This window comes from Prevotella ihumii (assembly GCF_900155655.1).
In the GTDB taxonomy this organism is placed as follows: domain Bacteria; phylum Bacteroidota; class Bacteroidia; order Bacteroidales; family Bacteroidaceae; genus Prevotella; species Prevotella ihumii.
In genome coordinates this window covers 2,512,403-2,527,413 of record NZ_LT706987.1, presented here as the reverse complement: position 1 = coordinate 2,527,413, position 15,011 = coordinate 2,512,403, and the positions used below count along the sequence as shown (strand labels likewise).

Below are 15,011 nucleotides of genomic sequence, written 5' to 3'. Positions count from 1 at the left end.
TTTGAGAACGATTATTTTATTGATAACCAGATGGTTAAATACTTTTCAAGGGGAGACTAAGTATATGGAGACCTATATGTTGGATGTACACAAACAGTACACCCCAGGCGAAGCTATGGAGAAGGCACTGCGTTATGCCTTCGCCGTATGGATACGCATTGGCAGGTATGTGCAGGACGGACGCTTCAACATAGACAACAACCTCATGGAACAGGCCATCAGGCCCATCACGCTTGGAAGAAAGAACTACCTGTTCTGTGGTAACAATGAGGGAGCGGAGAACAATGCCATCTTCTATACCTTCGTGGCGTGTTGCAGGGAAGCAGACATAGAGCCATACAAATGGATGAAGGAAGTTCTTTCAAGGTCCCTGCCAGATATGACGGAGGAGGAACTCACGAAAATGCTACCTTCAAACTTCAAATAACAGATAACCCTTATATGCTGCCAGACATATAAGGGTTATTTGTTGGTGTGAAAGTCGGCTAATATTGGATGCTTACGTATCATTTGGGGTCAGTCGTAACAAATACTTATGAAATTATGTGTATGAGGGGAGGGGAGAGGGGATGCAGCTGGGTTTTACGACTGACCCCTTATAATTCTCAAACTCACGTTAAAATAAAAAAGCCATATCTTAATCCCTTAACAGAAAAAAGATATGGCTTTTATATAACCTTGTATTTATACGAACTTAGTAAATTACAAGACCTTTGCTTCTTTAGAGCAGGTAGTTCTGCCCGTCATTGCACATTACTGCATCAACTTCTTAACGGTCTTTCCGTTAGAGAGCTTGATGATATTAATGCCCTTGCAAGGCTTTGAAATCTTCTGACCTTGAACGTTGTAACGCTCAACTTCGGTTACAGTTGCATTGCTGTCCTTAACAGAGGCAACACCCGTTGGGTCATAAACGAATTTAACTTTAACTGAAGGACCTTCGTCTGTCATCTTAGTTTCAGGCACTCCATATGGGCTGTTTGTCTGTTCAGCATAACCTGTTGTCAGCGTTGCAATCCAAGTTGTTGGAGAATTGGCTTCTCCTGTAGGGAACCATTCTGCTTGAATATCTAAAGACTCGCCAGAATTTACAGCCTTTGTATCTGACATTTCCACAGAAGGCTCTTCAAATGTTTTACACTGCCCCACACAACATTGAAAGTTTCCATAAGGCATAGAAGTAAAATCAAGCTTCACCGCTACCGTTTTACTCTGAGGAGCTACATTCTTTACAAACAGATGGGGTTTCATATAAGTTGTACCAAAGTCAGTATCAACTGTCACTTCAGTAACTTCAAAAACAGCCCCATCAGCTATTACATTTCCTTTGTCATCAACAAACTGAAGTGCAGATTTTGCACTTTGAGCCATTGCACCCATACCCATTGAGAGCAACACAGCTGCTAAAAATAGTATTCTTTTCATTGTTTTTCCCTTTCTTATTAACTTTAAAAATATTATTAGCTATTTACATATTGTTTACTTTGTACTTGGCGACCCAATCTTGAGGTCTTCCTGTAACAGAGACCTTCCCGTTGTCGGTATCGTCCTGCCCTTGTGCAGTAGCCTTTACTGCACCAAGAGCAAGCAGACATAACAACCAGATACCTTTTTTCATAACGATTTGCTATTTTACAAGTTCACGAACTTTTTCTATCAACTCGTTTTCGGCTCCTTCTGTATAGCCGTTGTGCTTATACACAATATTCCCCTTGCCATCGCAAATAAGAACATAAGGAATCATCTGTATGCCTAAAGCGCGCTTAAACTCACTGTTCGGGTCGAGCAACACTTCATACTCCCAGCCGTTCTCGTCTACAAGTGGCTTTACCTTGTTCACATTCTGTGCTTGGTCAATAGAGACAGCATAGATTTTCACACCAGTTTCTTCACGCCATTCATTATATACTTCGCTAATAGCCTTCAGCTCACGGTTGCAAGGCTTACACCAAGTTGCAAAAAAATCAATAATGAATGGCTTTCCATTATTTGATAAAGTATCTGTACGTACAGTTTTGCCATTAATGTCTTTAAGCGTTACCGATGGTAATTGCGCACTAACTGTGCTGATAGCGCAAGTAAGTAGTACTAAAAGTGATAAAAAAAATTTTTTCATGACATTATGTATTAATTGTTAATAAATAAAATTGTCTTGCATTCGTTGGAATAAAAAGAGGTTCTTCCGAAATTTGGAGTGATGAACCATAAGCTCTTATATTCATATAGTTACGAAGTAATAGTCTCCACTAAAAGCCTATAAAAAGCCATTTTATAAAAACAAAAAATCATAATTCAAGCTTTTCTAAAGTCGGCGTTGCCGAACTGCTGTGCGACATCGTTAAATCCTTTTATATAAAGCTGTTATAATGGAGGTTTGTTATCTTCTACGACAACGTTGATTATATCTATCACTCCAAATTCCTGATGAACCTAAAAAGATATGCGTTCCATCATTTCTGCGGAACAGCATATCTCTTTTAATCGTTACTTGACTATTTCTTTCAACACCTTTCCATCAGAGAACTTCACAATGTTGATTCCCTTTTGTGGTGCTGATATGCGCTGACCTTTGATATTGTAGCGTCCGATTTCCTTTGCAGTCAAGTCTGTTGCTACATTTTCAATAGCATTATGGTCTTTGGAAAGAGGCTCGCTTACGCAGTTCTGCACAGCCAAGCTCTCAAGATTCGCACCGATTTCCTTTATTTTAGGAGCAATAAATGCTACTACTTCCAACTCAACAGGCTTCCAATCGTTCTGTATGGCAAAGTCGTAAGTCTTTGTGAAGTTATCACCTTCCCACACAAGGTCGTTGTCGCCCTTTACATCTGAAACATATCCACGAAGTACATCTTGGTGCTTCGCTTCCACGAGAAATCCATTTTCGTTGCCTTGGTGTCCGTCTACATTATTCTCCGTAACAAGAACAAAGAGCGCATAGTCTTCGAGCAACTCCTTCGCCTTGTTCACGCCTGTGCCTGTAACTGTTATTTTTATCTTCTTGCTGTCCTTATCGTATTTGTTCACGATGCCAAGTGTTGAGAACACGCAAGTATTCTCCTTTGAAAAATTGTAGAATTTATCAATCACCTCTACAAGCTGAGGAGAAGACTCACCAGCAATGCTGGGATTTGCTATGGTTTCCTGCTTATTGTAAATAAAAGCAGTTCTATTGCAAGCAAAAGAAGGCAATCCACGGACATTTGCCATTCGCTTGATAAACTGGCTCTCTGGTGCAGCTACATCATCAGGATATTCTCTTTCGTTAAGGTGTACTGCAACCATGACCATATCAGGCTGTCGCTTCTTGAGTTCTTTGATATTCTGAATACCTCTATAGCAGTTACTGCAACGTTCAGAAGTATATTCTTCCACCAATGTCTTTTGGCGTGCAACCACCTCTTTATAATAAAGAACCTTGTGATTGTTCTCAACGCCCTTCACATCTTTAAGTTCCTTTCCGTTTACCTTCTTCAATACCAAGGCAAGATTGTGCTTACCTGCAGTAGAGATATTCGGCTGAAGTTCAGCAATACTAAACTTCTTGTTAGTTTCTCCTACTCCAACACCTTCTTCCACTGTTATGGTCTTTACGCTCTTATTGTCTATCTGAACGTCAAGTTCAAAGTCGTTTATCGGTGTTGAGCTTGCATTGGTTAGCCAATAATCTACATTAATGGCTTTTCCAACCTCAGTATAATTTGGCAATTCGATATGGCTGACCACCAGTTCGCTCATAGTTGTTCCAGCAGCAGGTTCTACTACCAATTGCAATGGCAATGTCAATGGCTGGGTTGTAGAACGGTTTATCCATTCGTTTGTTCTTTCAAAATAAGTATATAGATTACCTCTATAAGAGTTTACACCATTCTTTCCGATGGTTATTTTACCTTGATTGCCAGCAACCAAATTGTATCCGATTGCAAATCCCTTAGTTTCTGCTGTTATCTCAATTTCCTTACTTAGCTTAACTTCGTACCACTTGTCGCCAATAGAATTGCCAAGTGTTCCTTCTGCTTTAACCTCTGTGGCATCGTATATAGTGCTTCCTTCCTTAATAAAAACATTCTGAATACGACTTGCATCTGCAGAAAGTACTCTAATTGATTTAACCTTGCAACCAATGAAAGGTTTCAACATCTCTTGAGAGTAGAAAGAACCTATCATTTTTTCTCCATTGTTAAAGGGAGCATTTCCATATCCTACTTCGTAATAATCGCTTATTAAACGTTGGTTTGCTTTAATTTGTGGTTTAGCCTTTGCCACCACTCCTGAAAGGACTGGTGTATTCATCATCTGTACGTCTTGTGCTACTGCCGACATTGAAGCAGAAGCTACTATCAATGACATAAATAAATGTTTCATAGTTTATAGTTTCTTTTTTAATCTTATGCAGTGATAGGCTCTTAAGATTGCTCTCGAAAGCCTACACTGCCTTCAATTAGTTATGGTTTATGTATATTAAATTTAGACATTCTTATATTTTTAATAGCTCAGATATTTCTTACCATTTATGATATAAACACCATGAGGCATTTCTTTCAGCGTCTGCTTCACGACATTTTGCTGCACACGTGCTGCCACGCTGCCATCAATGCGGTAGATTGTTACAATACCATTCTCAGCATTACCGCTCTCTACATTCTCAATACCATTGCTCAAACGGAATGTATAATATTTCGGAGCAGCGAGAGAAAGTCTTGTTTGCAGATTCTTTTTCATATAATAAATCTTCACACAGTACTCGCCACCATCTTCCATCTTGCTAAAGGTAAATGTAAGTTTCTGTGTTTCGTCTGCATCAATATCAACATCTTGGGTCAATACTTCCACATTGGCAGAGCTGCGGTCGGAAAGAATGGCTATGATTTTGTTCTTATAAGCGTCATTGCCCCAGTTTTCTACTGTAACATCACATTCAAATTTGTCCATTACAACATTGCCTTGGGCATTCTTAATCTTATAGCCACTTTGTGTTAATTCAGCATCTAAGCCTTCCTTAACATCTATTTCCAGTTCGCCTATCTTCACATTCCTTACATTGTCAGCATAGAGTTCAACGTGATGCTTGCCCGCCGTTTTAGGCGTATAGGAAATTTCAACTTTCTGCTCTGCTTTTGCATCTATCATAAAGCCAACGGCATTCGCATTCTTGCCTGTCGTTGCGTCGTAAAGATATACAGTTACGGTATTTGATATACCTTTATTAAGAAGCGTTGCAGTTATCTTTGTTTCGATATTTTCCTCTGCTTGTCCTTCGTGTGTCAGCGTTTTGCATTCCACATCGCTTTTGTTGCTGAAAGCAGTAGCAAGCATTTCCTTGTCTTTAACATCAAGTTTGATATACATGCTTGAGTTTACACAAGGCTTCCAAGTGTTGTCGCCATCTGACTCGGCAGCATACATTGGAACAAGATAATAAATCCCCGCAGACAGGTTCTTACCGAAAGTCAACGAATTGCTCACACATTCGTATGTGCGGTTGTTGGGCATCATATTAAGAATATCTACCTGACCAAGAATTGCTGTGCCTTCTACTGGCTTGTTCTCTGCATCTCGAAGCTGCCAACCAAATGTTATCTTCTGCTTCGTGTAATTGTTTGCCAAGACCTTCAAGCCGATTCTGTCAATGACAAAATCTGCAGAATTATCTGCTCGCTGATACTTGTCTTGTACGTCTTTTATATCTTGCACAAAGATGGTATTGGTAGCCTTCTCAGGCTGCTGACCCGTCTTGTTTGGCTTCAAACCAACAATGACAGCTTGTTTAATGGTGTAACCGCTGCCACCAGAGAACGAACCTGTTCCCTGTAAGGTAGGATTGAGCACAGACAAATCGTATTCGCCGTCTGACAAACCGCCCCAGCCCCAATTTATAAGGAACTTGCCATCTTTATAGCCGTGACAAACAAAGGCGTGATAACCAATGACTCCAGATACAGCATCAAACTTACCACCCGTGTACAACACAGGACGTTTTTCCTTTATCTCGTCATAGATTTTCTGCTGCCATTCAGCTTCCGTATATGACGAACGTTCTATTTCTTGTGCCGTAGCCGCATAGTTAAAATATTCCTTGAACGATGTCAGCAAAACATTGGCACCCGATTCCTTAGGAGAGTATTGCATCTTCACGGCTTGTCCGACATAGCGCATAAGCCACGCAACCTCGTCTGCATCTTCTTGAAATTTGTAACTATCCTTCATTGCTCCCCAATTGAATTTCTTTGGCTGGAGGTCTTGAAGGGTTTGTTCGTACTTCTGCATCTTTGATTTATAGCCTGGAATCAACGAGGTTTCGTTCTGTGGCCATTCATGATACTTCAAAATCTGCGCTGCTGCAGTAGCAACACAGCCCGTTGCAGCATATCCTTCATCGAATTTCGGACATCTGAGGTTATAAGGACTTGTCTGATTCCATTTTGTAGTCATCAATCCAGACAAATCTTGAAGTTTTGCTGGCTTTGCCAACATTGTCGGTTGCTTATGGATAGCAACATATTTCACATAACGCTGACAACATTCCAACCACCATTTCATTCCGTCGGGAATATTCTTCTCATCGAATGTACCGTTGTAAGAATGTCCCAAAACGGCTGGTGCCTTATCGTCGGCAGCTACAATAATAAATCCATCATTTCTCCCTACGTTGAAAACATAATAAGCATCGGTAGAGAGTTGCACGCTCTTTACAGCGTTTGAAGTTTGTGCGTGCATACGGGGGGAGCGAGCACTGTTGCCTTTAATATACTTTAAAGCTATTTGGCGTGCTTTCTCCAAACTCACAGGATTGCCTCGTACTATACTTCCCAGTGAAAAGAGTACAAGTAAAAGCAATATTTTCTTCATAAGATTATAAATTTAGTTCTAAGGTAATTCTAATTCTATAATATTTATAGTCTAAAATTCTCCCAACTCTACAAGTTGCAATAGCAAAATTCTTTAAAGTTACCTTAACTTCTTTTTTATTTAAAGGAAACCCATAACCTAATTGCGGATATGAGTTTCCTTAAGTATTCCGAACGAATTCTGCATCGTACTCAAACATTTATAAACTACTGTTCTTTCGATGCAAATTCGTTTCTCAGCATTGCTTACTTAACAATCTTCTTCACGCTACCGTCGCTGTAACGAACGATATTGATGCCCTTCTGCAAATCGTTGAGCAATCGGCCAGATACATCATAAACAGCAACTACTGTCGCATTGTTCTTAACAGCTGGCTGAGTAGCAATACCTGCAGCTTCTGTTTCGCGCTGCAAAACAACCAAGCCCCATGGAGTGCCAGCCGCATTGGTTACACCGCCTTTTTCAAATGAAACGGTTTTAGTACTTTGTGGGTCTTCTTTATCTTCAGGAGTTGCACTGGGGTCTGGAACAGGCGAAACACACTTTACACCCTTCATTGAGAACTTCTTGAAACCGCAAATTGCACCGTATTTACCTTCAGACGTAACATTTGAGTTATCAACTATCAAACGACTTGTATATCCGCCGGAAATACCACGGCTGGCTCCTTTAATGTTCATATCTACGTCTTTTATGTTAAGTGTACCTGTATGTCTGGCATCGATACCATTCAATCCAGCATTAATAGTAAGGCTACCTCCGCCCGTTATATCAATATTCGCAGACGCTCCCTCTAGAAATGTCAGCATCACAAAACCTGTCTGAGTTGTCGTAATAGAGTTTTTACCGATTAACTTCACGGTAATATCGGCAGTTGGGCAATAAAAACGGAAAGTACCGATAATTGGATACCAACCTCCGCTTTCTGATTTATACTGAGGGCAGTTTTCTTTAGTAACAACAATCTCAGCGTTTTCTAATGTAATAGTACGAGTATCAGCATCAAACTTCACAGTTCCAGACTTAACCCACTTACGTTCAGGGTCAAGTTTGTTGCCATTTTCTTTAGTCATCTTCTGACCAAGAAAATCAAGTTGTTCGTCAAGATCATTGTCAGCGAAACTGTTAGACACTCCAAGAACGGCAGTAAGCAGTACCACCAAAACTCTCAAATGTAAAAAATTCTTCATGATTTGAAATTGTTTGTTGTTAAATTGTTTGTTGTTAAAATTGTTTGTAGTTAAATTTGCAAAGAATCTAATATTTTTCTTTCCGGTGGGCAAAGATAAACTAAATAATGATACTATGCAAGAAAAAATAAAAAAAAACGACTCTATAACGACATCGTGTGGGTAGGTAGCGAATATTTTTCGTCAAAATGTTACCTTTGCAAAATGAATAGTACCGAGATATACCCGTTGGCGGAATTAATTTAGTGTGCATTAAACCCAAGTCGCTCGTCAGACCAGTCGGACCAGTCGGACTTGTCGGACTTGTCGGACTTGTCGGACCAGTCGGACTTGTCTGACACGTCCGACTGGTCTGACTGGGCTAACGAGCGATTTAGGTTTAATTCTCCCAATGGGTTTTGCTGTTATGTTGATTTAACATTTTAATTTCCCAAATAGAATTGTTTGATATGTCTTATTATATGTTCTAAATCTCTTTTGTTGATGTTATGGAAAGCCAAAGTTCAACTTTGACAATGCCAAACATATATGTTTTACCACCTCAACATTGATGTTTGGCAAAGCTAAAGTTCAACTTTTACCTTCTGAAATACCACTTAATAGCACTTTTCTTGTTCATATTCTTCTTTTATTTATTCTATATTTCCGCAATCTAAGCAGTATATTCTTGCACACTTTTTCCTGTTTACTCATTACTCATTATCAATCAACAGTTTACAATTGCACACCCATTTATGCCACTTTTGTGTATCACGCTTCTTTTCAACGCATATACGAGAATTATGACCCTTGTATTTAACACTTACCTGAAGTAAAACGGAAGAAGAGAAAAAGATAAAAGAGAAATACGCTATCTATTAAATAAGGTAACAATTGGTATAGTAGCTAAAAAATAATTCCGCCAACGGGTTGCTTTATCCCAAATGCTTGTGTGGGTAACGTAGGGGCTCCTTGTGCACATTAAAATCTGTTTCAAAAGGAGCTTTCTTATGGCAATATTTTTGTTAAACCCAAATCGGTCGTTAGCCCAGTCGGACTTGTCGGACTTGTCGGACGGGTCGGACGGGTCGGACGGGTCGGACGGGTCTGACTTGTCTGACTGGGCTGACTTGTCTGACTGGGCTAACGACCGATTTGGGTTAAAATACCTAATAATAGGTATTGTGTGATGTTTTTGGATATTGTAATTTTGCATCAGAAAATATCCATTATAAGAAATAAATCTCACATATCATTTATACACAGGTATTTGAAGAGGAAAATTAGTACAATAAAAGAATAGATTTATCCCCATATGTATATTAAAATAAGAATGCTGTCTCTGCTTATCACACTGACTCCATGTATCGGGTATGCCCAAAAAGACGTAGGCACACCTAAAACGTCTAATGCTATGACCGACTCTTTACATCAGATTAACGAAGTAGTAGTAAGAGCCAACCAGATGTTAGGCAGTCAGTTTGAAGCACGTAACCGTACTGGTTCGGCTTATTACCTTTCACCCAAAGAATTGCTCAAGTTTGATTATACCGATATAAATCGTATGCTGAAAAGCGTACCTGGAGTAAATATTTATGAAGAAGATGGTTTTGGATTGCGCCCCAATATCAGTTTACGCGGAACACAAGCTGAGCGTAGTGAACGTATCACGCTAATGGAAGATGGCATATTGGCTGCTCCTGCACCATACGCAGCCCCCGCAGCCTATTACTTTCCTAATGCGGCACGTATGTATGCTATAGAAGTATTAAAAGGTAGCAGTCAGGTACAATACGGGCCATTTACAACAGGAGGTGCCGTTAACTTAGTGTCCACCCCCATCCCGCAGGACCGATTAATAAAGTGCAGCATGTCGGCAGGTAGTTTTGGTAGTCTAAAACTACAAACGGCTATAGGTAAAAGCTTTAAGCATACAGGCTTTCTCATAGAATATTTGCGCTATCAGGCTCGCGGTTTCAGACACGATGACCCCGACGAGCGTACAGGATTTAAGCGCAATGACGTAATCGCTAAGTGGATGGTACGCACAAACAACGAAGATGGCATAAATCACAGATTAGAACTGAAATATGGATTTGCTAACGAAACTTCCGACGAAACATATCTTGGGCTTACTGAACAGGACTTTAACGTTAAACCATATTTTAGATATGCAGGAGCGCAAAAAGATAATTTGGTGACACGCCACTCCCAGTTTTCTGCGACATACATCATAAAAGGTGTTCGTTCATGGAATATAACCACGCAAGCCTATTACAATTATTTTTTCAGGAATTGGTACAAGCTTAACGAGGTGCGTACTGGCTACACCAAGGCTGAACGCCGTTCGATAGGCGATGTACTTGCCGACCCTATTACCAACCAATCGTACTTCGATATTGTTGCAGGTAAGGCTAACTATATAGGAGAGGCACTAATGCTGCGTGCTAACCGCCGTAAGTACCATTCGCGTGGTATTCAGCTAAAAGGGGAATATAAAACAATGCTATACGGTGGATACTTCACTGCAGAGATTGGTATGCGTTACCATGCTGACAGCGAGGATCGCTACCAGCAAGACGATGGATACTCTATGAATAATGGTCGTATGGAGCTTTTTTCAAGAGGACTCCCAGGCAGTCAGGCCAACCGCATTACTACTGCGCATGCATTATCGGGTTATACTTTAGCAAAATGGGCAAAAGGTGTGTTTACCTTTACCGCAGGAGTTCGTTATGAAGATGTAAAGCTGTTGAATCGCGATTATACTAAAGCCGACTGGCGACGTACGGGCATGGCGCGTATAGAAGTACCAAATAGTGCAAGAGCAATTATGCCAGGAATAGGGATCAACTGTAAGTTAATGCCCCAGCTGTCATTATTCTCAGGAATACATAAAGGTTTTGCACCGCCCAGTGCTTCCCTTGGACAAAAAGCCGAGAGCAGTATCAATGTAGAGGCAGGTTTGCGCTATGCTAATCAATGGTTCAAAGGAGAACTGATAGGTTTCAACAACAACTATTCTAACATGTTGGGTAGCGACCTTGCCGCACAAGGCGGATTAGGTACCTTAGACCAGTTTAACGTAGGACGGGCATTGGTACGAGGTGTAGAACTGCTTTTACAATGCCAGCCATTACCTACCCATTGGAAAATCCAACTCCCCATGCAACTATCTTATACCTTTACAGATACAAAGATGAAAAACTCATTTACAAGTGCATCGTGGGGACATGTTTTATATGGCGATGAAATCCCTTATATCTTTCGTCACGCACTTAACGGTCAGATAGGTATGGAAAGCAAATGGGCTGACATAAACTTTAACATGCGATACAATGGCGACATGCGTACAGTTCCAGGACAAGGCAAGATAGCTCAACGCGAAAAAATTCCAGCCAACTTTATTATAGATGTTACCGCCAAGGTGCATATAATTAAAAATGTAGACCTTACTATGAATATGGTCAACCTTACCAACAAAGTGTATATGGTTTCACGCCACCCATCTGGTGTCAGAGCAGGCTTACCTTTTGGTATTTATGGGGGGGTACAATGGAAACTTTGAAAAAATGTCATATCGCTAAAAATATAATATGAAAATGAGAAGATCTGTATATATACAATCCATAACTATAAAAAGAACACTATGCCTATTGTTCATGCTATGCACTTTATCAAGGCTTATGGCACAAGAAAATGGGTGGGTAACAGGCTCTGTTACAGATGAACAAGGCGAACCCATAATAGGGGCAGTTGTTGGTATTGTAGAAAACAAGCAAAAGACGGTTACGGACCTCGATGGTAATTTTAAGATAGAGGGCGCCAAGGGGCAAACCATTACTGTTTCGTTTATAGGCATGCATGACTATAAGGGAAGTATTAAGGCAACAGCTTTAAAAATAGTGTTGCAGAGTAATAGCAGAATGATTGACGAAGTTGTCGTAACAGGATACCAAAGCATAAGAAACCGTGTTTACACGGGTGCTGCCACAGCAGTGAAAATGACCGACATCAAACTCGAGGGTATTGGTGATGTTTCGCGTATGTTGGAGGGTCGCGTGCCTGGACTGTCGATTCAAAACATATCCGGAACATTTGGTGCTGCACCGCGCATCAATATTCGCGGGGGTGCTTCCATCATAGGAAATGTTCAGCCATTGTGGGTAATCGATGGTGCTGTTTACGAGGACATGGTACATGTTTCTCCCGAAGCCTTGGCGTCTGGTGATGCCGTTACGCTCATTAGTTCGGCAGTAGCAGGGCTTAATCCTGCTGACATACAAGATATTCAAGTACTGAAAGATGCCTCAGCCACATCAGTATACGGCGCACGGGCTGCCAATGGCGTTATTGTAATTACGACAAAAAGTGGTAAAAGGGAAACGCCATTGCAAATTAATTATACAGCAGAAAATACATGGCGCCCGCGTCCAGATTACAGTCACTTCGATTTGCTGAACTCTCAAGAGACGATGGCTCTGTATCAGGAAATGCAAGAGAAAGGGTATTTTGATCCAGCTACATCGTTATATGGACGTAGAGGCGGGGTTTATCATCAAATGTACAAACAGCTTACCACTTATGATGATAAATCACACAACTGGATGTTGCCAAACACTTATGAAGCCCGACAAAACTTCTTACGACAAAGAGAATATGCCAATACAGATTGGTTTAAGCTTTTGTTTACAAACAACCTGATGACAAACCATACAGTAAGTTTGTCGGCAGGTGGAAAAAATGTAGCATCTTATGCCTCGATAGGCTATTATCACGATGCTGGTTGGACTATTGCCGATCAGGTGCAGCGACTGACAACCAACATTAAGAACACATTTTACATAACCAATCAGCTTACTGCCAAATTATCGTTACAGGCCAATATGCGCATGCAACATACACCAGGCACCTTGCCACAGAAAAAAAACACCATATCTGGAGCATTTGAACGAGATTTTGACATCAACCCGTTTGCATACGCTTTAGGAACAAGCCGAACGCTTCGTCCCTATGATGAGTATGGGCAACGCGAATATTATCGTAACAACTGGGCTCCTTTCAACATATTGAATGAGTATGATAACAATCAATTGAAAATACAGGTGGTCGACTTTAAGTTGCAAACCGAAGCGACCTATAAGTTTACCGATGATCTTAACCTTAAAGCAATGTTTTCATACAGAAGAGCACATACAAGTAGACGACATGAAATAGGTGAAAAATCCAACATGATAGGAGCTTACCGTGCTTGTGAAACACCATGGGTGGCAAAACAAAATATATACCTTGTAAAAGACATCTATCATCCAGAACTCCTGCCTAAACCAGGCATACAACAAGGTGGCGTACTTTTCCTAAATAATGCCAACATGCAAAGTATGCTGGCACGCATAGCTGTTGATTACGACAAGCAAATAGGAGTACATAACCTGAAAGGATTTGCTTTTGGTGAAGTAAGGACGCTGCAGCAAACTACAAATTCTTTTCAGGGATATGGCATTAGTTATCAACGCGGTAATGAGGTGCAAAGCGCACCTGGTATTTTTGAGAAAATGTTTCAAGAAAACACCCCTTATTTTGCATTGCGTAATAGAAACGAAAGAGGTATAACGTTTTCTGGCAATATTACCTATGGCTATCAGGGCAAGTATATTTTTAATACAGTGGTGAACGTTGAAGGCTCTAATGCCGCAGGAAAGGGATCTACTGCTTTATGGTTGCCAACATGGAATGTTGGAGCCAAATGGAACGTGGATAAGGAGAATTTTATGCAAGGTAATGATGTCATTTCAAAATTGGCATTTCGTATAAGTTATGGATTAACAGCCAAAATGAACGAAGCGGCAGCTAATGCATCGGCTATCTATAGAGGTGGTATAGCCCATAGGTTAAATCTAAATGACAGAGAAAACAAATTAAATTTGCTTTCGTTGGAAAACAGAGATCTTACTTGGGAGAAAATGTACGAGCTGAACGTTGGTGCAGAGGTGGGGTTCCTGAAAAATCGCATTTCGGCCACAGTAGATGTATACCAACGCAATACATTCGATTTGATAGACTTGGTACGTACATCTGGAGTTGGTGGACAATATTATAAATATGCCAACTTTGGTGATATGGTTGCTCGTGGTATTGAATTCGGATTGCATACCATCAATGTGAATACCAATGCATGGAAATGGACAACAGATCTTACATTCAGTGCCATTCATCAACAAATAACCCGCCTGCTCAATTCACCAAACGCATTTGACATGGTGGCAGGTAGAGGTCGTGGCAACGTAGTAGGTTATCCTAAAGGCTCGCTGTTCTCGTTTAATTTCCAACGATTGGACAAAAATGGGCTACCAAACTTTAATTTTGGACGATATCCATTACCACAAAACGAGTTGAAAGATATTGTGGGAGCTGACTTCAACGATACACAATACACTAAAACTTATTTATTGTATCACGGTCCTATTGAGCCTAATATAATGGGCGGACTGGCAAATACCGTGAGATGGCGCAACTGGGAATTTTCTTGCTTCATAACAATGCAGGCAGGCAACAAGATTAGGCTAAATCCAACATTTGACACACAGTTTGCCGATTTGAATGTATTTTCCAAAAATTATCTCAATCGTTGGCTTAATCCCGGCGATGAATATCATACTGACGTACCCACACTGCCTTCGAAGGAGATAATAGACGTGATAGGAATGGAAAATATAGAAAAAGCATACAACACCTACAACTACTCACAATTGCGTGTGGCCGATGGTAGCTTTGTCAGACTAAAAAATATTGCTCTATCCTATTATTTAAAACCAAGTTGGATGAAAGCGGTAGGCCTAAAAAGTGGAAGTATTCGTTTAAATGTTACAAATCCACTATTGATTTATGCCGATCCCAAACTACATGGACAAGATCCAGAATATTATCAAACAGGAGGCGTTTCACTGCCTACGCCTCGACAATATACTTTTACTTTAAATGTTGGTTTTTAAA

The 15,011-nt window shown here is 40.5% G+C and carries 10 protein-coding genes and 1 pseudogene; 4 read left to right on the top strand and 7 right to left on the bottom strand.

Translation table 11 applies throughout. The features are described from left to right. Nucleotides 1-58: 58 nt before the first annotated feature. Nucleotides 59-427 (top strand): annotated as a pseudogene (locus CZ367_RS11095) (IS66 family transposase); the annotation flags it as partial. 326 nt (nucleotides 428-753) lie between these two features. On the opposite strand, the gene CZ367_RS11090 reads toward CZ367_RS11095, so the two are convergent. From CZ367_RS11090 to CZ367_RS15950, 7 genes are all read right to left on the bottom strand, one after another. Then, a complete protein-coding gene (locus CZ367_RS11090; protein ID WP_077196914.1) occupies nucleotides 754-1,425 on the bottom strand; it encodes a hypothetical protein in 672 nt (223 codons plus the stop codon). Nucleotides 1,426-1,468: 43 nt separating this feature from the next. Continuing rightward, nucleotides 1,469-1,618, bottom strand: a complete 150-nt coding sequence (locus CZ367_RS15955; RefSeq protein WP_154669331.1) for an invasion associated locus B family protein — start codon at nucleotides 1,616-1,618, stop codon at nucleotides 1,469-1,471. A 9-nt stretch (nucleotides 1,619-1,627) separates the two neighbouring features. Further along, a complete protein-coding gene (locus tag CZ367_RS11085; protein ID WP_077196913.1) occupies nucleotides 1,628-2,116 on the bottom strand; it encodes a TlpA family protein disulfide reductase in 489 nt (162 codons plus the stop codon). Between the two features lie 368 nt (nucleotides 2,117-2,484). Then, nucleotides 2,485-4,365, bottom strand: a complete 1,881-nt coding sequence (locus CZ367_RS11080; RefSeq protein ID WP_077196912.1) for an Omp28-related outer membrane protein — start codon at nucleotides 4,363-4,365, stop codon at nucleotides 2,485-2,487. 120 nt (nucleotides 4,366-4,485) lie between these two features. Further along, a complete protein-coding gene (locus tag CZ367_RS11075) occupies nucleotides 4,486-6,849 on the bottom strand; it encodes a C10 family peptidase (RefSeq protein WP_077196911.1) in 2,364 nt (787 codons plus the stop codon). 245 nt (nucleotides 6,850-7,094) lie between these two features. Beyond that, nucleotides 7,095-8,039 carry a hypothetical protein gene (locus CZ367_RS11070; RefSeq protein ID WP_077197440.1) on the bottom strand — a complete coding sequence of 315 codons (945 nt, stop codon included), beginning with the start codon at nucleotides 8,037-8,039 and terminating at the stop codon, nucleotides 7,095-7,097. A 242-nt stretch (nucleotides 8,040-8,281) separates the two neighbouring features. Further along, nucleotides 8,282-8,431 (bottom strand): hypothetical protein, encoded by a 150-nt coding sequence (locus CZ367_RS15950; RefSeq protein WP_202613128.1) that lies wholly within the window; start codon nucleotides 8,429-8,431, stop codon nucleotides 8,282-8,284. Between the two features lie 597 nt (nucleotides 8,432-9,028). Between CZ367_RS15950 and CZ367_RS15560 the strand changes: the two genes are divergently transcribed. The 3 genes from CZ367_RS15560 to CZ367_RS11060 all read left to right on the top strand — a co-directional run bounded on the left by CZ367_RS15560 (nucleotide 9,029) and on the right by CZ367_RS11060 (nucleotide 15,010). Next, the gene (locus CZ367_RS15560; protein WP_154669330.1) at nucleotides 9,029-9,208 is read left to right on the top strand and encodes a hypothetical protein; all 180 of its coding nucleotides are present in this window, start codon (nucleotides 9,029-9,031) and stop codon (nucleotides 9,206-9,208) included. A 143-nt stretch (nucleotides 9,209-9,351) separates the two neighbouring features. After that, the gene (locus CZ367_RS11065; protein ID WP_077196910.1) at nucleotides 9,352-11,586 is read left to right on the top strand and encodes a TonB-dependent receptor family protein; all 2,235 of its coding nucleotides are present in this window, start codon (nucleotides 9,352-9,354) and stop codon (nucleotides 11,584-11,586) included. Nucleotides 11,587-11,620: 34 nt separating this feature from the next. Further along, nucleotides 11,621-15,010: a SusC/RagA family TonB-linked outer membrane protein gene (locus CZ367_RS11060; protein WP_077197439.1), complete on the top strand. Its 3,390-nt coding sequence runs from the start codon at nucleotides 11,621-11,623 to the stop codon at nucleotides 15,008-15,010. Nucleotide 15,011: the final 1 nt, after the last annotated feature.

Coding starts and splice junctions, on each gene's coding strand:
- CZ367_RS15955 (WP_154669331.1), bottom strand. CDS start 1,618: ATGAAAAAAGGTATCTGGTTGTTATGTCTGCTTGCTCTTGGTGCAGTA.
- CZ367_RS15560 (WP_154669330.1), top strand. CDS start 9,029: ATGGCAATATTTTTGTTAAACCCAAATCGGTCGTTAGCCCAGTCGGAC.
- CZ367_RS11070 (WP_077197440.1), bottom strand. CDS start 8,039: ATGAAGAATTTTTTACATTTGAGAGTTTTGGTGGTACTGCTTACTGCC.
- CZ367_RS11075 (WP_077196911.1), bottom strand. CDS start 6,849: ATGAAGAAAATATTGCTTTTACTTGTACTCTTTTCACTGGGAAGTATA.
- CZ367_RS11080 (WP_077196912.1), bottom strand. CDS start 4,365: ATGAAACATTTATTTATGTCATTGATAGTAGCTTCTGCTTCAATGTCG.
- CZ367_RS11085 (WP_077196913.1), bottom strand. CDS start 2,116: ATGAAAAAATTTTTTTTATCACTTTTAGTACTACTTACTTGCGCTATC.
- CZ367_RS11065 (WP_077196910.1), top strand. CDS start 9,352: ATGCTGTCTCTGCTTATCACACTGACTCCATGTATCGGGTATGCCCAA.
- CZ367_RS11060 (WP_077197439.1), top strand. CDS start 11,621: ATGAGAAGATCTGTATATATACAATCCATAACTATAAAAAGAACACTA.
- CZ367_RS11090 (WP_077196914.1), bottom strand. CDS start 1,425: ATGAAAAGAATACTATTTTTAGCAGCTGTGTTGCTCTCAATGGGTATG.